The organism is Mycolicibacterium iranicum, assembly GCF_002101705.1.
Lineage (GTDB): Bacteria > Actinomycetota > Actinomycetes > Mycobacteriales > Mycobacteriaceae > Mycobacterium > Mycobacterium iranicum.
In genome coordinates, this window is record NZ_LQPC01000042.1 from 1 (window position 1) to 24407 (window position 24407).

21 protein-coding genes, 1 tRNA gene and 1 pseudogene are annotated in these 24407 nt (G+C 63.2%); 15 read left to right on the plus strand and 8 right to left on the minus strand.

Annotated elements, in window-relative coordinates:
* Window positions 1-112 precede the first annotated feature (112 nt).
* On the plus strand, window positions 113-667 hold the full coding sequence (locus tag AWC12_RS19985; protein WP_420087728.1) for a cadmium resistance transporter: 555 nt from the start codon (window positions 113-115) through the stop codon (window positions 665-667).
* 412 nt (window positions 668-1079) lie between these two features.
* Here AWC12_RS19985 and AWC12_RS19990 read toward each other — a convergent pair.
* Window positions 1080-1469: pseudogene (locus AWC12_RS19990) on the minus strand (AraC family transcriptional regulator); the annotation flags it as partial.
* A 461-nt stretch (window positions 1470-1930) separates the two neighbouring features.
* The gene (locus AWC12_RS19995; protein ID WP_337360676.1) at window positions 1931-2956 is read right to left on the minus strand and encodes an alpha/beta fold hydrolase; all 1026 of its coding nucleotides are present in this window, start codon (window positions 2954-2956) and stop codon (window positions 1931-1933) included.
* Here AWC12_RS19995 and AWC12_RS20000 point away from each other — a divergent pair.
* The 7 genes from AWC12_RS20000 (at window position 2912) to AWC12_RS20030 (ending at window position 10033) form a co-directional block, all read left to right on the plus strand.
* Window positions 2912-3124, plus strand: a complete 213-nt coding sequence (locus AWC12_RS20000) for a heavy-metal-associated domain-containing protein (RefSeq protein ID WP_011856847.1) — start codon at window positions 2912-2914, stop codon at window positions 3122-3124. The genes AWC12_RS19995 and AWC12_RS20000 overlap by 45 nt on opposite strands.
* A complete protein-coding gene (locus AWC12_RS20005; protein ID WP_085176555.1) occupies window positions 3121-4092 on the plus strand; it encodes a DUF8832 domain-containing protein in 972 nt (323 codons plus the stop codon). Before AWC12_RS20000 ends, AWC12_RS20005 begins: the two co-directional genes overlap by 4 nt.
* A 40-nt stretch (window positions 4093-4132) precedes the next feature.
* Window positions 4133-6418, plus strand: a complete 2286-nt coding sequence (locus AWC12_RS20010) for a heavy metal translocating P-type ATPase (RefSeq protein WP_024444592.1) — start codon at window positions 4133-4135, stop codon at window positions 6416-6418.
* A 26-nt stretch (window positions 6419-6444) separates the two neighbouring features.
* A complete protein-coding gene (locus AWC12_RS20015) occupies window positions 6445-6723 on the plus strand; it encodes a YHS domain-containing protein (protein WP_024444591.1) in 279 nt (92 codons plus the stop codon).
* A 70-nt stretch (window positions 6724-6793) separates the two neighbouring features.
* Window positions 6794-7123, plus strand: coding sequence for a metal-sensitive transcriptional regulator (locus AWC12_RS20020; protein WP_011856766.1), 330 nt, complete (start codon window positions 6794-6796; stop codon window positions 7121-7123).
* Between the two features lie 55 nt (window positions 7124-7178).
* Complete coding sequence (locus AWC12_RS20025; RefSeq protein WP_024444590.1) at window positions 7179-9311, plus strand: heavy metal translocating P-type ATPase; 2133 nt, start codon at window positions 7179-7181, stop codon at window positions 9309-9311.
* Window positions 9312-9526: 215 nt separating this feature from the next.
* Window positions 9527-10033: a pyridoxamine 5'-phosphate oxidase family protein gene (locus AWC12_RS20030; RefSeq protein WP_024444589.1), complete on the plus strand. Its 507-nt coding sequence runs from the start codon at window positions 9527-9529 to the stop codon at window positions 10031-10033.
* A 34-nt stretch (window positions 10034-10067) separates the two neighbouring features.
* Here the strand turns inward: AWC12_RS20030 and AWC12_RS31675 are convergent, their stop codons facing one another.
* Together AWC12_RS31675 and AWC12_RS20040 are read right to left on the minus strand one after the other, a co-directional pair.
* Window positions 10068-10952: a hypothetical protein gene (locus tag AWC12_RS31675; RefSeq protein ID WP_081659898.1), complete on the minus strand. Its 885-nt coding sequence runs from the start codon at window positions 10950-10952 to the stop codon at window positions 10068-10070.
* Window positions 10953-11186: 234 nt separating this feature from the next.
* Window positions 11187-12149 carry an AAA family ATPase gene (locus tag AWC12_RS20040; protein ID WP_024444588.1) on the minus strand — a complete coding sequence of 321 codons (963 nt, stop codon included), beginning with the start codon at window positions 12147-12149 and terminating at the stop codon, window positions 11187-11189.
* Window positions 12150-12552: 403 nt separating this feature from the next.
* Between AWC12_RS20040 and AWC12_RS20045 the strand changes: the two genes are divergently transcribed.
* From AWC12_RS20045 to AWC12_RS31150, 5 genes are all read left to right on the plus strand, one after another.
* Window positions 12553-13479: a class I SAM-dependent methyltransferase gene (locus AWC12_RS20045; protein WP_234814102.1), complete on the plus strand. Its 927-nt coding sequence runs from the start codon at window positions 12553-12555 to the stop codon at window positions 13477-13479.
* 159 nt (window positions 13480-13638) lie between these two features.
* Window positions 13639-14511, plus strand: a complete 873-nt coding sequence (locus tag AWC12_RS20050) for a hypothetical protein (protein WP_073683280.1) — start codon at window positions 13639-13641, stop codon at window positions 14509-14511.
* Between the two features lie 586 nt (window positions 14512-15097).
* Entirely contained in the window at window positions 15098-15616 is a 519-nt protein-coding gene (locus AWC12_RS20060; RefSeq protein ID WP_024444586.1) for a hypothetical protein, read from the plus strand.
* Between the two features lie 1577 nt (window positions 15617-17193).
* Complete coding sequence (locus tag AWC12_RS31680; protein ID WP_234814103.1) at window positions 17194-17964, plus strand: hypothetical protein; 771 nt, start codon at window positions 17194-17196, stop codon at window positions 17962-17964.
* Between the two features lie 893 nt (window positions 17965-18857).
* A complete protein-coding gene (locus tag AWC12_RS31150; protein ID WP_156448508.1) occupies window positions 18858-18998 on the plus strand; it encodes a hypothetical protein in 141 nt (46 codons plus the stop codon).
* Between the two features lie 130 nt (window positions 18999-19128).
* On the opposite strand, the gene AWC12_RS20075 is transcribed toward AWC12_RS31150, so the two are convergent.
* Window positions 19129-20652, minus strand: a complete 1524-nt coding sequence (locus AWC12_RS20075; protein WP_234814104.1) for an AICE element replication initiation protein — start codon at window positions 20650-20652, stop codon at window positions 19129-19131.
* Between the two features lie 187 nt (window positions 20653-20839).
* On the minus strand, window positions 20840-21037 hold the full coding sequence (locus AWC12_RS20080) for a helix-turn-helix transcriptional regulator (RefSeq protein ID WP_011856752.1): 198 nt from the start codon (window positions 21035-21037) through the stop codon (window positions 20840-20842).
* Between the two features lie 202 nt (window positions 21038-21239).
* On the opposite strand from AWC12_RS20080, the gene AWC12_RS20085 reads away from it, so the two are divergent.
* Window positions 21240-22451 (plus strand): tyrosine-type recombinase/integrase, encoded by a 1212-nt coding sequence (locus AWC12_RS20085; RefSeq protein WP_165762836.1) that lies wholly within the window; start codon window positions 21240-21242, stop codon window positions 22449-22451.
* Window positions 22452-22471: 20 nt separating this feature from the next.
* Window positions 22472-22548 (plus strand) — tRNA-Leu (locus AWC12_RS20090).
* A gap of 37 nt (window positions 22549-22585) precedes the next feature.
* Here the strand turns inward: AWC12_RS20090 and AWC12_RS20095 are convergent.
* On the minus strand, window positions 22586-23773 hold the full coding sequence (locus tag AWC12_RS20095; protein ID WP_085176561.1) for a site-specific integrase: 1188 nt from the start codon (window positions 23771-23773) through the stop codon (window positions 22586-22588).
* A complete protein-coding gene (locus AWC12_RS20100; protein WP_085176563.1) occupies window positions 23766-24347 on the minus strand; it encodes a hypothetical protein in 582 nt (193 codons plus the stop codon). The genes AWC12_RS20095 and AWC12_RS20100 overlap by 8 nt, the downstream gene beginning before the upstream one ends.
* Window positions 24348-24407 lie beyond the last annotated feature (60 nt).

Below are 24407 nucleotides of genomic sequence, written 5' to 3' on the forward strand. Positions count from 1 at the left end.
CCATTTCGCAGCAGCCGCCTGATCGGCGCAGAGCGACAGCCTACCTCTGACTGCCGCCAATCTTTGCAACAGAGCCCTCGTTCAGGCGATCGCCACCTTCGCCATCACCAATATCGACGACATCGTGGTCCTCGCGGTGATGTTCGGCCAGGCGCCCGGTCATCGTGGCGCAGCCATCCGAGTGACCGCCGGTCAGTACCTCGGCTTCACCGCCATCTTGGCAGTTTCGGTCGGCGGCGCACTCCTGGGTGCCACGCTGCTTCCTCCAGCCGCACTGCCGTACTTCGGGCTGCTGCCCATCGTGTTGGGGCTGCGGGCGGCATGGCTGGCCTGGCGGGATCGCCGCACCCAACCGGCGCCGACCGATGATCCCGCAACACTGTTGACGCCTGGCACCTGGCAGGTCGCAGTCATCACCTTCGCCAACGGCGGCGACAACATCGGCGTGTACGTTCCGATCTTCGCCGTCTCAACGATCGCCACCATCGGTGTTTACATCATCGTGTTCCTCATCGGTGTGGCCATCTGGTGCGCGGCCGGCCGATATTTCGCCTCCCACCCGATCATCGCCAAAGCACTCTCACGCTGGGGCCACATCGTTCTGCCCGTTGCACTGATCACAATCGGGGCCCTCATCCTCATCAAAGGCGGAGCGTTCGCCCTCTAGCTCGGAGCAACTTCACCACTCAGGGCCAGGAGGCGCTCCTGCATCGGCATGTGTTGGCGTTCAACCACTTTGGTGATGTCCCGGCCCGTATCCGCTATGACAATCTAAAACGGGCGGTGGCCAAGGTGCTCAAAGGCCGCAGCCGGCACCCGAACTACCAACACGAGCGAGCGCACCACAGAATCATGATCGTGTGTCACGAGAGACACGATCACAGTAGTTATACCGAAGACGTACCCGAGCCAACGGAATCGACAGGAGACCATTCCGGCTACCCTGCTGCGCTCGCAGCCGGGCGCGGAAGCAGGGTAGCCCCAGATTCAATGAGAAACGTCGCGATCGAAATTCTCATCCAATCTGGGGCAATGCAGGTCAGACTAGTAAATGTGCCCCAGATTCAATGAGAACGGACATCGATCAGCTCGTCGACCACGACGGCCAACGGACGTCGGCGGGTGAACGTCAACACCGGAGCAACAGTCCAGCCGGACCGAAGCGCGCGCAGGTGCGCCGAGCGCCCTGGGGCAGACTCCGGTTCCAAGAACACTACGGTGCCCTCCGGCGCGCCGACTTCGACTCGGTGTGGCGCATCGGCGGGCACGACCACCTTGGTGCCGCGATGCTGGTTGCCGTGCTCGTCACGCATCGTGAAAGGTGTTGTTGCGGTGACAATCTGGACGGCATGGTGGGCGTGTAGGTCGGTGGTGCCAATCGATCCGGTGAACGCCAACACCCCAGGTCGCAGCAGTGCAGTCCCGCCCCAGTGCGGTTCACCGGTGATACCACCGCCATCCCGCATCATCGCCACGAATCGATGCTACGGCCTTCCATTAATCGACTTACCGCGGCGCCAGCAACGGGGAACATCGAATCAGGCGTGGAGCCATCCGCCGCCACGGGTAATGCAGGATATGCGCCGTGGGCCAGTCACCCACCGCCGCGCCTAGCTCGGGCTGCCCTTGTACCGTATACCCCTCAGGGGTACCTTCGTTGTATCACCCGGGGCGGGTAGCCCGACGACTGGAAGGCGTATCGCTGGTGAGCGTACAAGAAAGATTTCGGCAGCTCGTGCAAAGCCAGACCGCACGGTCGATCGCCAAATGCATCGCTTTGTGCGCGGTGGGTCGTGTCACTAGTGGGCGCCGCTCAGGCAAGGCCGGCGAGGGAAAGTCCTGCTGCGGCTGACAGCACCGCGACAGGCTGCCCCCGAGCGGCTTGCCGCCGGAGCGTGAGGCCCCTCACTGCTGCCGCCGTCCTTAGTGCCTAGTCTTTATGGACCCGAGTGTCCCGGTCCGATGTTCTGCGAAGGAAGTTCTCGATCGCTGGGCCGAAAGCGTGTGCCATGTCCTCAGCGTTGACGAATTGGCGGGACATCGAAACTTCGGCGAGGACCCCTCGTGGAAGGACATCGGCGAGGCTGTGGGCCAAGCACTCGGGGTGACGGATGTCGTCGCCGGCGATGACGAGCGTCGCAGTGTCGATGCGCCGGAGGTCCTCGACCGTTGCAAAGGCGCGGTCATGACCGATTGACGCCGCGGCCGCCGCACTGTGGGCGTCAGCGCGCGGAATAGCCTCAGCGACCAGGTTGGCGATCAGCGGCTGAAGATCAGGAATGAACAATTCCCAGGCGGCCTGCAGACCGCGGGAACGGGCATGCTCGGCGAAACGATCCATCAGATCGGTGTCTGCGGCTTTGTCCGCATCGTCCTCTATCGCTTCAGCACTGATGACCACCGCCGACCGGGCGATACGGGGGTGCTGGAGGCACGTCCGCAAAACGATGGTGCCGCCCAGTCCGGCGCCGACAAGGTGGGCGCAGGTGTCATCGAGCGCGTGAACGATCGCAATGACGTCGCTGACGTACTGATCCCATCGGTGCAACGTCGGGTCGGGACAACGCGATGCTCCGTACCCTCGAATGTCAGGCAACGCAACGCGATACCGGCCAGCGAGCCGGTCAGCAAGCGGTCGCATGCTGTAGTGATCCGGACCCCCACCATGAAGCATGATGATCAGTTCGCCGCGCCCGACGACCTCCCCCATGAGGGGCCAGCCATCATCTCCGACGTGCAACGCGCGCACCACCAACTGATCCCTCCCGTCGTTCCGGGATAGCGCTACGCGCGTCGACACCAAACCAATGACCCCGGAAAGTAACCCTTGAAGCATACCCCCAAGGGGTATATGCTCTCTTACGTATACCCGGTAGGGGTATCTACACCCGTCGAGGATAGGAGATTGGTGATGAGCACGAGCACGTACGCCGTCACAGGAATGACTTGCGGACATTGCGAGCTGTCGGTGCGCGAAGAGGTCAGCGAGGTCGCCGGAGTTGAAGACGTCGAAGTTAGCGCCAAAACCGGCACCCTGATCGTGACGTCGAGCCGTCCCGTCGACGACGCGCAGATCCTCAACGCCGTCGACGAGGCCGGCTACTCGGCGGTGCGTGTCGCATGAACGCCGCGGGACGATTGACAGCGTTTGGCGCCGGACTGGCAGTGGCGTTCACGGCTGCATACGTCACCGCCGCAGCGGTCGTCCCTGATACCGCGGCGACATCTCCCCAGACCCAAACTTCCGATGCTGCAGCGGATCACAGCGCGCCGCCGACCGAGCAGGCGTCGCCAGTCGATCCCTTCGCCGACCCGCCGGGGTTGTCGTTGGCCGAAGACGGATACGTCCTGAGCCCGGTGCGGTCCCCCAGCGCACCCAACGATCGGGGAACGATGAGCTTCACCATCGTCGACCCGGGCGGCACGCCGCTGCTGGACTACGCGACCGTGCACGACAAGCAACTGCACCTCATCCTGGTCCGTTCCGACGGCCAGCACTTCGCCCATGTACACCCAAGGCTGGACGCGGCCACCGGCACGTGGTCAACGCCGTGGACGTGGAACGCCGCCGGCACCTACCGCGTGTTCGCCGACTTCCAACCCGCAGGGGCGGGCAGCGCCAAACTCACCCTCACCCGAACCGTGCAGGTGGCCGGCGCGTTCGTCCCGGCGGTGGCGAGTGCCACACGCACCGTGGATGACATCGCCGGATACACCGTGAAACTGGACGGTGCACTCACCGCGGGCGTCTCCCACCAACTCACCGCGACAGTCACGCGCGACGGCCGGCCGGTGATGACCTTGCAGCCCTACCTGGGGGCTTACGGCCATCTCGTCGCCTTGCGTGAGGGAGACCTGGCGTATCTACATGTGCACCCTGAGGGGGCCGAGCCGGTACCGGGCGGCACCGGTGGGCCTGCGGTGTCGTTCGCGGCAACCGCACCCACAGCGGGGCGCTACCTGCTCTACCTCGACTTCAAAGTCCAGGACACCGTGCACACCGCCAGCTTCGTCGTCGACGCCGCACCCGGTGGCACCAACGAGCCCGCGCCAGAGCCATCGCGTGACGCCGGCCATGCCGGCGGGCACTGAGCTATCCCGTCCGAATCAGAAACTGAAAGGCAGTGGCTTCATGACGACATCGACACCGGTGTCTGGCCCGAGTGTGGAACTTCGCATCGGGGGAATGACCTGCGCCTCCTGCGCCAACCGCATCGAGCGCAAGCTCAACAAGCTCGACGGCGTGGCCGCGACAGTCAATTACGCGACGGAAAAGGCCACCGTCACGGTGCCTGACGGATACGATCCGGCGCTGCTGATCGCCGAGGTGGAGAAGACGGGCTACACCGCCGCGCTCCCGACACCGCGCACGCCGATGCCCTCCGACGCATCCGGTGACACCCCGCACGCCGCGGACACCGCCGACCCCGAACTGGCCTCGCTGCGGCACCGCCTGAGGGCCTCGGCCGTCCTGACGGTGCCGGTCGTCGCGATGGCGATGATCCCGGCGCTGCAGTTCACGTACTGGCAGTGGGCGTCGCTCACGCTGGCGGCCCCCGTCGTCGTGTGGGCAGCATGGCCATTCCACCGGGCCGCCTGGGCCAACCTGCGACACGGCACCGCGACCATGGATACGCTCATTTCGCTGGGCACCGTGTCAGCGTTCCTGTGGTCGCTGTATGCGCTGTTTCTGGGCAGCGCCGGCACGCCGGGTATGAAGCATCCCTTCGCGTTCACCCTGGCGCCGTCGCATGGCGCCGCCAACATCTACCTCGAAGTCGCCGCCGGCGTAACCACGTTCATCCTGGCCGGACGCTACTTCGAGAAGCGGTCCAAACGGCAGGCCGGAGCGGCACTACGAGCCCTACTCGACCTAGGCGCCAAAGACGTATCCGTCCTGCGCGACGGGACGGAAACCAAGATCGCCATCGAAGAACTCGTGGTTGGCGACGAGTTCATCGTGCGCCCGGGGGAGAAGATCGCCACCGACGGCGTGGTGGTGTCCGGTTCCTCGGCTGTCGACGCCTCGATGCTGACCGGCGAAGCGGTACCCGTGGAAGTCGCTACCGGCGACACCGTGGTCGGTGCCACCGTCAACGCCGGCGGTCGGCTGGTGGTGCAGGCCACTCGCGTCGGCTCGGACACCCAGCTCGCGCAGATGGCCCAGCTGGTCGAACGCGCCCAGACCGGCAAGGCCGAAGTGCAACGCCTGGCCGATCGCATTTCCGGCGTCTTCGTACCGATCGTCATCGCTATCGCCGTGATCACCCTCGGCGCCTGGCTGGGCGCGGGATTCTCAGTCGCCGCCGCGTTCACCGCAGCGGTCGCGGTCCTCGTCATCGCCTGCCCCTGCGCCCTCGGGCTGGCCACGCCCACCGCCCTGCTGGTGGGCACCGGTCGCGGCGCACAAATCGGCGTGCTGATCAAAGGTCCCGAGGTGCTCGAATCCACCCGCAAGGTTGACACCGTGATGCTGGATAAGACCGGAACCGTCACCACCGGCAAAATGACGCTGGTCGATGTCATCACAGCGCCGGAAACCGAACGCGCGGAGCTGCTTCGACTGGCCGGCGCCCTGGAGAACGCCTCCGAGCACCCCATCGCCCAAGCCGTCGCCGCCGCGGCGGCCGAGGAACTCCAGGCCCTGCCCGTTCCGGAGGACTTCGCGAATGTCGAAGGTAAAGGCGTCCACGGCATCGTGGATGGACACGCCGTCATCGTTGGGCGCGAATCACTGCTGTCCGACTGGGCGCAACACCTCAGCCCGGATCTGTCCCACGCCAAGGCCCGCGCGCAAGCCCAGGGAAAGACCGTGGTAGCGGTCGGGTGGGACGGGCAGGCGCGCGGTGTACTCGTCATCGCTGACACCGTGAAATCGACGAGCGCACAGGCAATCTCGCAGATGCGTGACATTGGGCTGACCCCCGTGTTGCTCACCGGCGACAACCAAGCCGTCGCTCGACAGATCGCCGCCGAAGTCGGCATCGACGACGTCATCGCCGAAGTCATGCCCGAAGGCAAGGTTGACGTCATCGCACGCCTCCAAGCCGAAGGCAAGACGGTCGCCATGGTCGGCGACGGAGTCAACGACGCGCCCGCCCTCGCCCAAGCCGACCTCGGTCTGGCGATGGGCACCGGCACCGACGTCGCCATCGAGGCCTCCGACATCACCCTGGTGCGCGGTGATCTGCGCAGCGCCGTTGACGCGATCAGGCTGTCCCGCGAAACACTGTCGACGATCAAAACCAACCTGTTCTGGGCGTTCGCCTACAACGTCGCAGCGATCCCCGTCGCAGCACTGGGCATGCTCAATCCGATGCTGGCCGGAGCCGCAATGGCATTCTCCAGCGTCTTCGTGGTGGGCAACAGCCTGCGCCTGCGCCGCTTCAAAACCACTTCCGCCGACACCACCAGTTAAATCACCGCCACCTGTGAGGAGAACCAATGTCCGAGAATCAGAACCGCACGTCAGCCTGCTGCTGCAGCGGCGCAGCCGACAAAATCGATACCTCACCCATCGACCCTACGGCGAGGAACCTGCTTGACCTCGGATCGCAGAACGAGACCACCTGCCCCGTGATGCCCGGCACGCCGGTGAACAAGACGGTCGCCGAAGCGGCGGGACTATTCCGTGACTATCGCGGTCGGCGTTACTGGTTCTGCTGCAAGGGATGCGGACCACGTTTCGACCGCGACCCCGACAAGTATGCCTCCGCCGCATGACCGCGACCCTCGTCGCGCACTCCTCGCCGGGCACCCGAAGTTAGTCACCACCACGCACAAGGAAAGCGTCATGACCCACGCCGACAACACCAGGCACTGCCCCTCAACAGGCACCACCCACCACGGCTACATCACCGATAAAGACAAATACCTCAAGCGGTTGAAGCGCATCGAAGGCCAAGCCCGCGGCATCAGCAGAATGATCGAAGAGGAGCGGTACTGCATCGACATCCTGACCCAAACAGACGCGCTCACCAAAGCCCTCCAAGGCGTCGCGCTGGCACTGCTTGACGACCATCTTCGCCACTGCGTCCGTGACGCCGCCGCCACCGGCGGACCGGCCGCTGACGCCAAACTCACAGAAGCCTCTGAAGCCATCGCCCGCTTGGTGCGTTCCTAACACCCACATCATCAATGCGCGTCGACTGAAACGCGAAGTCCCCTAAGGAAAGAACATGACAAACCGCGATGACCACGGCGTAGCAACATCCCACCCTGGCGGGCACGCCCACCACCAATTCCCCAGCGCACACCCTGACACCCACCCACACGGCGAACACCACGGCCATGACAATCACACCGGCCACACTGGCCATAGCGGCCACGGCGGTGACCACGTGGCCCAATTCCGCAAGCTCTTCTGGATCAACCTGATCATCGCCATACCGGTCGTCGCGTTCTCGACCATGTTCGCGATGCTGCTCGGTTACGACGTCCCCGACTTCCCCGGCGCACGCTGGATCGCGCCCCTGCTCGGGACAGTGATGTACGTCGTCGGTGGCCGCCCCTTCCTCACCGGTGCGCTGAACGAGGTCCGTTCCCGCAAACCAGGAATGATGCTCCTGATCGGACTGGCGATCACCGTCGCCTTTTTCGCGTCCTGGGGCGCGAGCTTGGGCCTGCTCCACCACGAGCTGGAATTCTGGTGGGAACTCGCCCTTCTCATCGTCATCATGCTGCTCGGCCACTGGGTAGAAATGCGCTCGCTGGCCCAGACCACCTCAGCGCTGGACTCACTGGCCGCACTACTTCCCGACGAAGCCGAGAAGATCGACGGCGACCGCACCGTCACCGTCTCGCCGACCGACCTGCACGTCGGCGATGTCGTTGTAGTCCGACCCGGCGGCAGCATCCCTGCCGACGGCAAGATCGTCGACGGACGCGCCGACATGGACGAGTCCATGGTGACCGGCGAATCCCGGCCCGTTACCCGCGGCGTCGGGGATCCCGTCACAGCCGGCACCGTCGCCACCGATTCCGGGCTTCGGGTCGAGATCACCGCCACCGGCGACGACACCGCCCTAGCAGGCATCCAACGCCTAGTCACCGAAGCGCAGAATTCGTCCTCGCGTGCCCAGCGCCTTGCTGACAAGGCCGCCGGCTGGCTGTTCTGGTTCGCCCTGATCACCGCCGCGATCACCGCGGCGGCATGGACAATCGTCGGCAATCCCGATGCCTCGGTGGTAAGAGCGATCACCGTGCTGGTCATCGCCTGCCCTCATGCGCTGGGCCTGGCGATACCACTGGTCGTGTCCATCGCCACCGAACGCGCCGCCAGAGGCGGCGTCTTGATCAAAGATCGGCTGGCCCTGGAAGGTATGCGCACTGTCGACGCCGTGCTGTTCGACAAGACCGGCACCCTGACGAAAGGCGAACCCACCGTCACCGCCGTCGAGGCGACCGGAGACGACGACGGCGACATCGTGCTCGCGCTCGCCGCCGCCGCCGAGACCGACAGTGAACACCCCCTGGCGCGGGCCATCGTGAAAGCCGCCGAGGATAGGGGATTAACGGTGCCGCGCGCCAGCGGCTTCTCGTCCTCTCCTGCCGTCGGTGTGACTGCGACGGTCGACGGGCACGAAATCCGAGTGGGCGGCCCCCGACTTCTCGAAGAAGTCGGCGCCCAGGAGGTCCCCGCGGCCACCGCGTGGCGCGGCGAAGGCGCCATCATTCTGCACGTCATCCGCGACGGAGAGGTGCTCGGCGGCCTGCGCTTGGCCGACGAGATCCGCCCCGAATCCCGCGAAGCCGTCGATGCGCTTCACAAGCTTGGCGTGCAAGTCGTCATGATCACCGGCGACGCCGAAGCCGTCGCCAATAGTGTCGGCCACCAGCTGGGCATCGACCGGGTGTTCGCGGGGGTGCGCCCCGAAGACAAGGCGTCGAAAGTTGCTGCCCTGCAACACGAGGGCAAGAAGGTTGCCATGGTCGGCGATGGAGTCAACGATGCCCCCGCCTTGGCGCAGGCCGATGTCGGCATCGCCATCGGTGCCGGCACTGACGTCGCCATCGCTTCCGCCGGTGTCATCCTGGCCAGTTCCGACCCCCGCTCGGTGCTGTCGGTCATCGAGCTGTCCCGCGCCAGCTACCGCAAGATGAAACAGAATCTCTGGTGGGGCGCCGGGTACAACCTCATCTCTGTGCCCCTGGCTGCTGGTGTGCTGGCACCCATCGGCATCGTGCTGCCCATGTCGGTCGGCGCCATCCTCATGTCACTGTCAACGATCGTCGTCGCGCTCAACGCGCAACTTCTGCGCCGCCTCGATTTGACGCCCGAGGCGAGCACCCGCGCCGTTCTCAACCGTTAGGGGACGGCCCACCATGTGGAGCATCCGGCGACCATGTGAAGTTCGAATCGCCGCTCCCAACCATGTGGAGCTTCGCACGAAGAAAGCAAATGCAGTCGCCGGTCGAATTCTCAATTATCCGTCGACCGCCGGTACCTTCGGATGCGCCGTAGACGGCGTGTAGCTGAGCGACAAGCCACCCAATCGGAGCCGGGGAAGCGGAGGAAGGAGCACCAGTGACCGACCTCGCCACTGTCGAAAATTCGATTCGACGACGGTCGTTCGGCACCCTGTCGACGCTCGATAGCAGCGGCAACCCCCACGCGACGGCCGTCACGTACGCAGCGGCCGGTGAAGGCACAAACCTGACGTTGTACATCACGACCCGTACTACGAACGTCAAGGTTAAAAACATTCGACGACGCCCACAGGTAGCCTTCGTCATTCCCGTGCCGCACCGCTTTCTCCCCATGATGCCGCCGGCAGCTGTGCAGTTTGCGGGGTCGGCCACAATACTGAACCACGAAAACGCCGACGCGCGAGGGGCATTCCACGCGGACTGGTTTCTCCGTCGCATTCTCGCCGCCGAGGAGCGCATCGTCTCTCAGAGTGCTGAGCTGTGCTTCATCGCAGTCCGGCCGAGGCGATGGTTATCCACCTACGGCATCGGAATGTCGGCCCTCGACATCGTGCGTCATCCGGGCGACGCCATCGGGCGGGCAGACCTGACGGGCGGAAACTAGCCGTCAGGCCGTGGATTGGCCATACAGACGTAGGTCAATGCACATGGTCGTGGTCTTGGTGGTCGTCTAGCGGCGTCGCCGCTGGAAGCGGCTCGCTGATGGGCACGGGCGTAGCCTGCTCAGGCGCGCCGCCAGAGCCAGCGCCTGGTGCAGGAGCTTCGACTGGGCGCACGGCAGGCGGGGAAGACGTCGGCTCCGGATCGTGATTGTGATGGTCGTCGACGTGTTCTGCACCGGTTCCGTGATCATCGGAGGCGGGCTCCCCAGCGGGCGCTGCAGGGGATGGTTCAGGATGGCTGTGATGGTCGTCAGTCTGCTCTGCACCAGGTCCGTGGTGATGAGCCCCTGCTTCAGCGCCGGCTGGGGCGTGGTGGCCGTGCCGTAGACCAGAGGCAGCGCCCACTGTGGACGCCAACGTGACGATCCCAATCGCGCCCAGGAGCACCATGGCACTGCCGAAGGCGGGCACCGGTTCTCCTTGAAGGCCGCGGTGCCAGACCCAGCCAGCGCCCATGACGACATAGATCTGAAGCAGCAACGCGCATAGGTCCGCGGCTTGGATCAGTTCGGCTTGACCGGCGTGGGGCCCGAGCGGCGCTCCCGCGGTTCTCGACACGGACCAAAGCGCAATAACGGCAAGGTTGACCAAGATGCCAAGAGCTAGCACCGGGGTGGTGGTACGGGTGAGTACTAGCCGCGCCCACAACAGTTGGAACAGCGCGATGGCAGCGAAAAACAGGCCCGCTGGCATCCATTCCTGCCAGTGGGCGGGAACGACGGCGAAATGGATGACAGAAGCACCTAGTGAGGCGAGCGCGGCAAGCCGAGCCGCTAACCGGCTGTCGGTCTTCTTCGCTGTCCTAGGCGCCACCGAACCAGGATGACAGCGCCACCCCCGACACTGGCTGCATGAGGCCACATCTCAATACGACCGAGATTCATTCGTCATCAACTACTGCCGTCCTACGTAGATGGCTCGATGCGACCCTTCGTCTGCGAGTCTCAACCACCGCCGTTTGGCGATAACCAACACCGGCTCCTCTTGAGACCTCGCCGATGCGGCAGTAGCGCACGTCGCTGTTCGCGTCCGGAAACGGCTCAGAGTGTCGACGGGACAGCGCGCGTCACCGTGCGGGGCGCCGGAGGACAGAGGTCACATCTCCCTCATGGCGTTGCGCTGCTTGAGCCGTTCGCGCACCACATCCTCGACACGGCCATCGGGTAGCGACAACACATAGCGCCGTATGACATCCAGCGCGAACTCCTCAATGTCGGCGTAGCTGGCGCCGGCGAGCTTGTCGGCGAGGGTGCGCGGCGCCATACCGAGGTTCCCGCCGAGCTGCATACGCAGCTGCTCGAGAAAAGCCGTGGCCTGTACGCGCGACGGGGGAGGCAGTATTAACCGCACCTGAAAGCGGCGCCATGCCGCGCGGTCGAGCAGTTCGCCATGATTGGTCGCGCAGACGGCGACCACATGGGAGGGCAAGCGATCGATCTGTAGTAGCAACGTCGAAACGACGCGCTTGATTTCGCCGGTTTCGTGCGCGTCGGAGCGCTCCTTGGCGATGGTGTCGAACTCGTCGAAAAAGAGCACGCAGCGCCGAGTCCTTGCGAACTCGAAAACGTGATCGATTCGACTCGTTGTCTCTCCAAGAAAGCTAGATACAACTCCCTCGTAACGCACGGCGTAGAACGGCACCATCAACTCCGCTGCCAACGCTTCAGCAAGCGAGGTTTTACCGTTACCAGGCGGACCTTCCAAAAGGATGCGGTTACGCGGTTCCAGGCCGTGGCTGCGGAGAAGCTCGCTACGGTGATGCTCCTCGATGATCTCGGTCACCGCCGCCGTGACGGCAGGCGCCAAATGCACCTCTGACAATCGCCGCTTAGGCACAATTTCGGTGACCAGATCAGCGACCTGGCGGGCGGTGTCATCACGGGCGAGCAGGCTGCGAGCACCGGCAGTGGTGATCAATTCGGACAGACGATCAGCCACAAGATGGTGCTGATTGTTGCGCTCCTCGGCGATGATCGCCTCCACCAGCATGCGAAAGCGGGCGACGTCGCCACGCTGCTGCGCCTCGACCAGATCAATCACCAGGTCAGACCTCGCCATGGCCCCCTCCTTGCACAATGCCGCTCGCTCGATCATTGCAGATGCGCGCACCACCGCGGGTTCAGCGCCGCACAATGTCGTGCCCTCTAGCAGCGCCAACAGCCTCCAGATAGCTGTCCGAGGATTCCTTGCCCGCTCAGCCACCGGCCCCGCGCTGGCTGGCCCACAAGCTGCCCGGAGGTGTCACTGGAGGCGCAGTGGTGTGCCGCTAGCGATCGTCGGCGCCCGGTTGCCTAGCTGACTGGTGTGGACGCGACACCCGTTCCAATCGGCGGGATGATCATCGAGTCCTAGACTGCGGCGACTGGTGCGGGGTCCGTCCGGCGTCGAAGGCGGCCACGTCCAGGGAAGGCCGGTTACTGTCAGCCCAACCGGAAACAAGTCCTTGGCCGGAGGTATCGACGTGGCAGTGCGAGGCGAGCGAATCCTGGCAGCAGCGCTGGCAGCAGCGGGAAGGCGGCGATTCCGGAACCGGATCGCCGGGCAAGCCGCCCGCTACTGGTCTGAGCCCACTGGATCGGCCTGGGAAGCGAACTCACACTGGCGCAGCGGAATCGGTGATCAAGCCTGGCTGGAGGTTGGTGTTGACCACTGGAAGATCTATGAAACCTTCGCCCGAGCCCTTAATTCGCCCAGCCCGAACACGGTGATGGAGTGGGGCGCCGGCGGCGGGGCTAATGCCGTGGCTTTCGCCCCCCATGCGCAGCGGTTCATCGCCGCCGACATCTCCCAAGAAAACCTCGACGAATGCGTCCGACAAGTCCGCGCGACGTGCACGACACCCGTCGAGACACGGCGCATCGACCTTGCCTGCCCCGAACAAGCCACCGTCGGATTGGCGGGCAGCTGCGATGTCTTCCTGTGTCTATACGTGATCGAGCTAACGACGGGCGCGAACGCGGTAAGGGCCATCCTTAAAATCGCCCGCACCGTGTTGGCCCCCGGAGGCATGGCGCTGGTCCAAATCAAGTACCACACCAGCGATCGTCGGACCCGCGGCTTCGCCGGGACAGCCTACGACCGAAACCTCGCATCGACCACCACCTTCACCATCGAAGAGTTTTGGAACTTGGCGGCCGAGTGCGGCCTCACGCCACGGCTAATCACCTTGGTGCCGGAAAACCGTCTCGACAGCCGCTACGCCTACTACGCCCTCACCAATTTAGCCGCCGTGCAACCGGCGCCGCCTGACGAGCACCTGCTCGACGTCAAGTACTCAGAGTTCGCCGCCACGTTCAACGCTGATGCCGCCGACGCAGAGAGGCGCGCGGCGCGGGGCAACTACATAAGCCGCCGTGAGGGCGAACAACCGTCGACGACTGACGGTTAATCGGCTTGCCGCTGACTGGTGGAGTAACCGACTCTCCCTGCGTAGACGGCGCGGTGGCATCGTAGGCAGTTCGGACATTCCGACCAGCCAGCCCTAGTTGCTCGCGAATGTGGCTGCGGTGGTGGACGATAGCGCGCGGCCCGTCCTACGTTTGCGTCTATGAGCGGAAGTGGGAAGTTGCGGGCGCGCAAGCGTGCGGTGGAAGCGCAGCGCAGGGCGAACGAGAAACGCGCGAGCCTTGAACGTGCCAACGTAGACGATGCCGCCTCGGTTCGTGTGCTGCTCCAGCGGCTGCGCGCCGTTGACACTTGGGAGAGTGATCGCCTCGATCAAGTGAATGAAAACGTGCGCATGGACGCAGCCCGCAAGCGTGTGAGTCACTTTGTCAACCTGCAAACGGTTACCGGGCGGATGAGGGACCGCGGTCAGACGATCGCGTCGATCGCTACTCTTGCGGAGGTCGAGGTTCGCGACCTCCAAAATGTCCTTCGCAGAGCGCGTGCTGACGAGGGCGGCGCGCAGCGTGCAACGGAGTCTCGAAACGCCGCGGCTCTAAGCGCAAACGGCGCAAGTTTGGGGAGCCATAGCGCAGTTGGCGTTGACCATCATCAACCGATCGCAGCGGACAACTACCCGACATCCGATCCGAATCGGTGCGTCCGTTGCGATGCGGTCATGCTGGATCCCGAAGTCACTTCCCGGCGGGGGCGTCCGCGTCGCTATTGCTCTGACACGTGCCGCAGAGACGCCTCGGCGGCGCGTACAGCAGCACAGCGGCACGGAGAACCGATTCGCATCGTCGAGGTTCCTCGTGCTGCCGTCCGAAGTGCATCGAGTACACAACAACACGGTGCCACCGCTCCGGTAATTCGTTCCGCATGCGACGCAGTAGAATTCGCGCTCCAGAACGCGGATGCCATGAAAATACTATTGTCGAGTGTGGCTGAGCGGGCACGGCGTAAAGAGTTGGACCGCAGCACATTTGAGGCCGCCCGAGAACTCGGCAAAGTGGTCTATCCAAATAGGAGTTAACGCGTACCCTGGCTCGGCGCTACCCCGTCAGATGCTAAGCATGTCGTGTTCCGCCTTCACTTGATGGGGCATGGCTGGCCATGCAAACAGGCGGCGGCATCAATACCAGCGTGACTGATCCTGACATATGAGAGTTTGGCTGGAATCAAACGTTCTGGACATGACGCGGCTGGCAGTGTCCTGTTTGCTTGAAAGTGCAGATCAGCCCACTGAACTGGGATTATCCGCTGAACGAATGTGTGCTCAGCTGTGGCGAAGTGTCTGTGCGAAGCGGTAGTTTATGAGTCGTGGAGCGTCTAGATCTGCAACCGGCCACCGCGTGGGGCGGAATTGCGGCAGCTGGCGTGGCCGGTTCAGACGCCGCGTCTGTTGAACCGGCCGGTCCAATCGCTAGCGGCAGGCTGTCCATCATCGACGCCGCAGCCGGCCTCGCAGACTTCACTTCTATCGCTGCCCAGCAGGGTCACGCGGCGGGGCTTCTTCTGCGGGTTGAAGCATTGAGCACTGCAGCGGCCGCAGCAGTTAATTCCCTTGTTGTCGTGGATGAACTGAACGCGACACAGCTTCGATCCGTGGCGGAGTGACTGTGAGCAAGCTGGCGTTCTACCTCGCGGTCGTTAGCACCGTCGTTGCCATCATGTCACTCGCTGTAAGTCTCAATATCTTCCCACGTGGGCAGTCTGAACACGCGATAAGGCCGTCGACCTCGTCCACGTCTGCTGCGGAGCCCTCAGAAAAGCACGACGCGGCAATTGAGGCGTGTGTTGGCCTGAGGAACTTCAAGAGCGGTGTTGGGATTGCGCGTGGCGCCTTCATCGATCGCGTCGACCGGGCCAATGACTGGGAGTCATCACAAAGCCTGGGGGTGCAGGGCTACTACTTCAGCGCGGTGGGTGCGGAGTTGAACTATATGGCCACCCGGCTAGGTCCAGGCGTACCACGAGAAATTGTTGATGCGCTCGCTGATGTCCGGCGGTCGATCGTGGCTGTGGTCGACGCAGATTTGCGCCGTGAACCCGCCTCCGTTTCCAACGACATGGTTGATCAGTACTCGAGTGCCCTGCGGGCCGCTGAAAGTGCATGCAAAGCAACGGGGGTCGGCTAATGGCCGCTTCACCACCCGCTCGTAGCTATTCACGCTTCATCGTGGCGCCTGATGTATGGCCGGTCACCCGCGAGCAATCTGAAGGACGGGCTGCTGCTCAACGTCGTCTGGCAGTGGCGACTGCGGCTGCAGTAGATGCTCACCGGGTCGCCTTGCACGGCTTGCAGGTTGTCGGTGTGGCGCAGTCAAATGGTTTCGAAGCAATGCACGCTGCCTACAGGCGTATTCAGGTTCGGGCCGACGATAAGGCGGACGCGGATAAGGCTGCCGCTGATCTGATGCAGAGTGTTGCGGGGATCCAGATGAGTGCTGAGCTGATGATTGACACGATTGATGCTGAGGCACATCAACAACTGGCACACGTGCCGAGCAGAAGTCCCGCGGCTATCAACATCATTACTAGTGCTGCCGCGCGGGCGCGAGGAATCGCAGTAGGGGCCGCCGATGAGATCCGCGCTCTAACTGTGCAATTCGTCCAGGGATTTACGCCTCTGCCGGAGGGACCCCCGAACGGCGATCCGTTTAGTACCGCCGATGACGATCGGTCGACCGATAAGCGATCCGACGAATCGCCTGAGCGTCCACCCGAGGCAGCAGTGGAGACCGGTGATGCGCAGCCTCGTCTTTCGGTGCCAGACCCGTCTGATGCCGAATCCAGGTCTGGTAACACTGCGCCGCGAGTCAGCACCGGGCCTACCCCTGGTCCTTCAACGCTGTCACCGCACCCCCCGGCGCAGAGCGCCAGTCCTGCGTCCGTAGCCGCGGTTGGTGACATCGGAAGCAGTGGGGTAGGCCTCGCCGGACCAGGAAGTTCCTCATCCATAGGCTCGTTGGCCGCGTTCGGAAGTTCGGCATCGCCGCTACCGGGATCGGGCACTGGAGGAATGTCGCAGTCGGGTTTGGTACGACCGGCAGTATCTGCATCGCCGTCTCCTGCTGTCGCGCTGCAAGGGGTCATGCCTGCAAGTGGTCCTGCGCCGCTGTCATCGGTCACCGGCGCTCAGACGACTAGCTTTCCTGCTGTCGTAGCCACTGCGACGCCGGCGCAGCCGGCGGCATCTCCGAGTGGAATCTGGCATCCGTCAATAGGAGCGACCACGGGTGCCGTGCCAGCGTCTATTGCCGGGCCGCAGGTAGTGTCGAGTACTAATCCCTATCCAGCGGTTTCAGCACCCTTGCTGCCCCCGGGGCCGATGGGTCCGCCGCCTTCAGTTCCGGCCGCAGTTCCACCGTCCGCCGGTGCTGTCCCATTGATGGGCGGCGCTCACACCTCAATGGCGCCTGCCGCCGCATCGGTCGCGACGGCAGCGTTGACAACTCCCGCCGCGACGCTGCCGTCCCGGGTAGCGGCCGCGGCGGCCCGGGACTTGGAACGGCGGCGCAACGAGTCGAGCGATCTACAGACGGTTAAACGGTTGGCGTGGGAACTGTTGTACGCCACCGAATCCTGCCGAACCTTCGCACTGTGGGCCGTCGGCCTGATGTATTCAGCGGCTGGCGATCGGCATGTTGTGGTGCTAACACATCACGGTGCGGGCTACGTCCCCGCGGGGATTGTGGTCCCTAGGGGCGTGCGGATGCTCTGGTCTGACCAAGCTATTGGAGAGGGCTTTCGTAGCCGATGGATCGGAAATCTCGATCCGGCTGCGACACTGATCGCCTTCGCAGAAGTTAAGGCCGCGGAGCCGGCTGGCTGGCGCTTAGCCGCTGCAGCGACCACCTGGTCTGACGTAACAGCGCTCATGACTGCCGCGCAACGCTGGGGTACTGAATGGGCCACCTGCTCCGGCATGTCCATGCCCGCCTCAATCGGAAAACGGGACGCTATCGCCAACGCGAATACTCCGCACCGATTGGAGCGGGAGTACCCCGACCTTTTCGAGCGTGTAGCGCAACTTCGTGCCAGAGGGCTTACCCAGCGAGCCGCCAAACTGGTCACGGAAGCAATCGTTTCCGACGCGCGCCTTGCGATCGTCGCCGACGGTGGCCCCCGAATTCCGCCGAACTTCGACTCGGTATGGCCGGCTGCAGCAGACGGCAGAGTAGACGCTTCGGACCGCGCCCGTTTCGCCGAAGCGGTTCAGCAGCAATGGTTCAGCACCGGAATGGTGCAGCCGGGTTGGGAAGATGAACGCACTGACACCGTCTGTGCAGAGTACAGGGGGCAATGGCTTATTTGCCGGGCGCTTGAGGTGGTCCTGGGGTGGATAGCTGACGACAACTGTGGGGCAATGCAGGCGGACCTGCCGCTGGAAGACATGATCTACGCCGCAGCACATGCCTACCTCGACAGTCGGGGAACCGGCTGGATCACTGCAATTTTCGACGCTGCAGGCGGTTCATCCTGACAATGGATTCGCTGCCTCAGGAGGTAGATGGCGAAGCTTGGCGCGCCGAGCTCGCGCGGCAGCATACGTATCTGGCGAACGTCGTCGATCAAGCATGTGCCTGGACGCGCGAGTTCCACGTTCAAACTGGGGTTGAGCTGTGCGGCAACTACACCTCACTAAAGAGTTATCCCCTGCTGGACTACGCGAACAGGCTGAGACAGCTCAGCTCAGCACTAAAAAGAGTGTGCGCAATTGCTTCGCTACAGCCTCCGCCGCCGACCTGGGACCGCACGACCCTGCATGCGCCCCCGGCTATAGCGGTGCCCGGGCGAGACCCAGATTGGCGACGGGCCGATTACTCGGAAGGCGGTCGGTACCTGCTGATGCTTCAGCCCACTTCGCCACACGGATACCCGGCTACCGCTCGTGAACAGTGGAGCGCTGCCCTTCGCCTTGCGAGCCCAAGCGTCATCGAACGCGAAATCGGTGTGCCGCAACTAGTTGCGTACGGTTGGATGGCTCGATCGGAGTTCGACAAAGCATATCGGGTGGTGCACAGAGCGTTTCTCGACAGTGCGGCCGCCACGTTTGGTCGTGCGTGGGCTACCGGATCTTCCGAGGATGGAACTCGTTCAATGACCGTGCTGGTGAGTTGGATGAAGGCACTGACCGATCATGGGTGCTCCTTGGGTGATTGTGATTCCGTGCTTCGCGACATCGAGGTCGTAGACCCGCAAGCTGTCGCGGATTGCAGAGCAGTCAAGGAAGTTTGGAGCCCTCCCACGCCCTGACCTGCTCCGCCAGCTGATACAAGGCCGAATGCGAGAGTGGCGCCTGCGGCAGTCTTTGACCTCACGGTGCTTCACTGCTCTCGGGCATGTAACCGGTGAACTCATACTCTTGGACCAATCGTGAAGATCATTGCAATGCAGGACCTCCTAGAGAACTTCGACGAAGTGCTCTTGAGCGTCGAACGGGGGGATTCATTCGAAATCCGGGCGGAGGATGGTCACGCCATCGCCCTGCTGCTGCCGATTCAGGATGAGCTCTAGGACCCAGCCGACCCACCGAGGCGAGCTGCCACACGTCGACGCTTCGCCGGTATTGACGCATCATCAGACCGGATAAAACGGTATGCGATCAACTATCTGGGCACCTGATTCCCTGCACCACAGCGCACGGTCACGACGCTGCCGCCGTGCGACCCTCGCCAGCCTTCGCGTCGGCATTCAAAACTTTCTGCTGACTCCGGTCGAAGTTCGCGTTCTCGCTGATTTGCGTAAGCGAGAGACGCGAGGGTTGCGAGGCTCGCTGAGCCACAACATCTTTGTACGGCGGATAGATTGTCCACAGCAGTACGTTCCTGCGGTTGCGCGCGCCATCATCTTCGATCACCCATCCGAGGTTGCGTAGAGCGGGTGCGTGCCTACGCAGCAGCCCAGAAACGTCGCGACCGTTCTTCGGCCAGTCCCTCGGTCGTTGCCAGTCGTCGTTGACCGGTGTGAGTAGCATCAGCAAATCACTGCCGGATTGACCAACAGCAGGTTCTAATGTCCGCGAGCGAAGCTGTTCGATAAACGGGTCGACGGACAAACTGTCCTCAGACAACTGATTGGCGCGCGACATGTACCGGCGTACGCCATTAGTCGACAAGATCTCGTCCACGGCCGCCAGCGTGCGACAGAAGTCCGCCATCCTGGGCGAGTCCTCAACTTTGATGGTCTCCAACCGATGGTGAACGGAGGCAGCCAAGTCAAGTAGTCCGCCAAAAATACCTGGTAGAGCTGTTTCCCACCGCTGTCGCATCTCGGCCTCTGACTGTCGCATTCTGGGGTCGATGCGTCGCAGCTCGACTATCGCTAGCCGCTCTGCCAGATCGGGTCGGATGGCGCCGACGTCGATTCCGTTAATAATCACGCATCGACGAAACTTGATGACAGCCAGATCGGCATCGGTGTATAGAGACCGTTTCACCATGGCGTCGCCTGTCGCAGCGCGGCATAACGAGTCCGACAGCCACGGCGGGATGGCCGACAGGTTGTCCAGAGCAACGACCCACGATCCAGACGCGGCAACCGCCCATGAGTCCGCGTCCCGCGGCGCCTGACGAAAGGGGGCGGGCGAAGGATCGATGAGTTCGACCAAGCTCCGTGTCGATGTCGTTTTAGCGCTACCTTGCTCGCCAAACAGGGCTAGTACCGGATGCGGGACGTCGCACTGAACCAAAGCAGCTACTAGGAACGCGAGAAGAACTGGGCGGTCCTCAACGGCGACATTGACGAACTCCCAGAGCTTCGTCACATCCCCGCGGGAGCTTGGTGCCGGCATCGCCCCCGTCAGCTTCGTATTTCGGAGGAACCGCACCGGCGCAGTGGGAGCCATCGACCACCTTCCGTCGCAGACTTTGATTACTTGACCGTTTGGATCTCCGGTGTCGATGTAGATCGTCCCGTGGTGGTCGGCAACGCGTAGGTTCAACTTGTCGGGTGCCTGCGTGGCCGCCAGACCTTCCAAAATCAGTGTGGCGTCGGTAAGTGCTTGGCCCCCGGCGACCGCACCGGTCTCGGTGAAGTAGCGAGCGGCGAGATCTGCCCGTAGGCCAGCCCTCCCACCACGCAGGAGTATCGCGAGGTGGGGTCGACTGCGTTCGGCGCCAAATGGTTCGCCGTCCTTGGAGACTCCGAGAACATAGCGTTCCCGGGCCATATCGACTAAGCGTGCCGCGACTGACTTCTTGTCCCCCTCCCCCCTGCCGCTCAAGGGGTTTCCTGCCCGTGGTGCTGTCGCTTATGGGCATGCTGCGCTAGTCTCATGAGGAACTTCCGTGTGGCGTGATCGGGTGGTTCGAACGAAGGCCTCGGCTAGTCCCCGAGGTCTTTTTCGTGCGCAGGCACTAAGCGGCGTCGCCGCCTCCGCGGCGGGTTGCGCTCTCTCGCTCCGATATCCAGCGCAATACCTCGGCCCTCCGATAAACGACTCGGCGTCCCAAGGTGAAACTCGCCGGCCCAATATTCGAATGCCGCCAGTACCTCAGCGTTCCCATCGGAACTCCAGTAATGTCCGAAACTTCCTTCGCTCCTAGCAGATCCATCAAATTCCTCCTCAGCTATGGTCGGTTCGCCTGAGCCAACAGTGACTGGTTACTTGACGGTCTGTCCACGACCACAGCCACATTCGCTTGAAGAAGAGTTTTTCAACGTCTCGGGGGTCGTGACGTCTTCGGCGGGCTCATAGTCCGGCCTCCAGACAACGAAGCGGATGGGGGGAGCGGAGTACTGCGGTACTTTCAGCGTATGACGACTCGAAACGAGCGAGCGGGAATTGACGACCGCTGGCACAAACGAGTCAAGGCGCCGGACGGCGCGATGCGCACTGAGCGGTCTGCGGTATATGGCAAGGTGTCGCGATGGCGTGTCAGGTGGGTTGACGCCAGTGGAGCCGAGCGCACCAAGAGTTTCCAGCGTAAGCCGGATGCGCAGGCCTACCTAAATGGGCTGACCGCCGATGTGCAGCGCGGCGAGTATGTCGATCCGCGGAAGAGTGCGGAGACTTTCGGATCGGTGGCCGAGCAGTGGTTCGCCACCAAACAGCACCGCAAGCCGAAAACCGTTGCCGGATATCGCTCGTTGCTCGACACTGTGGTGCTGCCGAAGTGGGAAAGTGTTCAGCTGAAAAGGATTGACTATGAATCATATTCAACGTGGCTAGGGGCGCTGTCAGTCGACGGCGGGCAACGCGGAACCGGCCTGTCGGCAAGTCGGATCACCCAAGCTCATCAGCTGGTAGGCGCTGTCCTGAAGTACGCCCAACGGACTGGCAAGGTGGCGAAGAACGTCGCGTTCGAGATCAAGCGGGACGAAGATCTTCCCGAGCAAGGCGAGCGTGAGCGGCGCTATCTGACCCATGCCGAGCTCCTAATGCTGGCGAAGGCTGCTGATCGGTTCGAGACGCTGACGCTCGTTCTCGGGTACTGCGGACTGAGGTTCGGCGAAGCCGTTGCGTTGCGCCGCCGGCATGTGGGGGATCGGATGCTGACGGTGCGCTCGTCCGCAACAGCCGTCACCGGTAAGGGCATCGTGGAGTCAACGACTAAGACGAAGCGGGATCGTCACGTGCCTGTGCCCGAACCGGTTTGGAAAAAGCTCAAGGCCGAGCTGCCCGCCGACCCCAACGCGCTGGTCTTTCCCAGCCGAAAGGGCGGGTTCCTTCCACTCGGCGAATACCGCTGGGCGTTCGACAACGCGTGTGCTGATATCGGCATCGACGGGCTGGTACCGCACGGGCTGAGACACACCACGGCGTCACTGGCGATCAGTGCAGGCGCTAACGTCAAGGTCGTGCAGAGACTGCTTGGGCACGCGACCGCCGCGATGACGCTCGACCGCTACGGCCATCTTCTCAATGACGATTTGAGCGGTGTGGCGGACGCCCTCGGGAAGGCTATCGATATCACTGCGGTATCACTGCGGTATTCAGAGCATCGTGACGAGGCGGAAAGGGCCTAAATTACCCTCTAAACTGCAAAGCCCCCATAGCCCAATTGGCAGAGGCAGCGGACTTAAAATCCGCACAGTCAGGGTTCGAGTCCCTGTGGGGGCACCACCTCAACCGCTGGTCACAGTGGTTCAGTCAGTCATGGTCACCTCTTTTCCCCGGTCTCGGTGTCACGAGTTGTCACAACCCGCTCAAAACTGCTCGCCGCCGACCTCAAAGCGTCGTCCTGGCTGTGGGCGTACACGCTCATCGTGAACGCCGCCGAAGCGTGGCCAAGCCACGCGGCAATCACGGCAATCGGCACGTTTCGCAGGTGCATCAACGTCGCGCACGAATGACGTGCGTCGTGGAGTCGCACCCGCTCGATGCCCAGACCGTCGAGCATCAACCCCCATCGGAATGTGAGCAGGTTAGGGTGGTACGGCTGCCCGGTCTCGTCGCTGGCCACATATTCGCCAGACCCGTACCCCGCGCCGAACGCTAAACGCTCCTCGGCCTGCCGCTTGCGGGCCGACCTGAGAACGTCGACCACCTCGTCGGGAAGCGGCAGCGTCCGATTACTGGCCTTCGACTTCGGCGTGCCCGCCACGATGTCCCTGCCAACCGCCACACGGTTCTCAGCGATGGTCACCGTCTTTGCCTTCAGGTCCACGTTGTGCCACCGCAGCCCTGCTATCTCACCCCGCCGCAGCCCGTACAGGGCCAGCGTCCACAGATGCCGGTCACGGCACTCATGGTCGAGAATGCGGAACATCTCCTTATCGGTGAGGGTGCGGAACGTCTCCGCATCACCGGCCACCCGGTCCACGAGCCGCGCCACGTTGCGCACGACATTGCCCTGGGCAACCTGGTCATCAAGAACCGCCGTAGCGAGGTACAGCATGTAGTTGCAGGAACGCGGCGACCACTTCTTGCGGCCCTCAACCTCCCCGCGCCGCAACCGGCCGACGAGCGTATCGAGGTCAGCCTTCAACAACTTCTGAACCGGGATACTCCCCAGTTCGTCGCGCAGCGGCCCGAGATTAACCTTGTGCCCGCGCAGCGTTGACGGCTTAAGTGAGTGCTTCGACGCCAACCACGCGTCACACGCCTCGTCAACGGTCATCTTGTTCGCGTGCACATAGGTGCCTGCGGTCACGCCGCCCTGCACCTTCGACAGCTCCTCACGCGCCGCTTTCTCAGTTGCGAACCTGCGTCGAATCTGGCGGCGCTTGTTCGTCTCCGGGTTCAACCCCGCGTCGACCGTAACCTGATACCGCACAACGAGCTTGCCCGTCGAACGGTCCCTTACCTCAATCTTGCGAATCTGCGGCGGTAACTGCTGTCTAGCCATCGAGTAGGTCCGCCTCTCTGGCCTTCTCGATGTAGCGCTGTGCCGTCCGGTACGACACCGTGAAAGCTCTTGCCACCGCCTCGGTCCGCGCCGATGTCGCCGCGTTGTAGATGTCCGCGACGCGCTGATGGTGTTCGGGAGTCATCGTGCGCCGCACTTCCTTGCGTGCCGTGCGGAGTGCCCGTTTGGCCACCGTCTGCCGATGGGATGCACCACCCGGACCAGTTCGCCTTACCCACCTGCGCCTGCCCGGCGGTGCTGGTTGCGGTTCGTGCGCCAGGTAGGAAATCCACTCCTCGATGTCGTCCTCGAGTTGTGCAGCGACCGACTTTAGGTCTTTGGCCCGTACGTGTGTGCCGGCTTCACGCTTGGCGCTGAGGGTGATGCCAGTACAGACTGGGATGCCTCTCCACACTTCAAAAGTCAACTCGGCGTTGGGCTGTCCGTCGTCGTTGAGGTGGCGGCAGATGACGGGTGATGGCACCCCGACGTCACCAATCAACTCGATGCTGGACTTGCTCGGCTCTTCGAGTTCGACGACTCTGCCGTCGGCGTAGCGAATCTGGTGCAGCACGCGGCCTCCTTGTCTGCGTCAATCAAAAGTCTCTCGGTGACGTAGACACTAACACTGTGA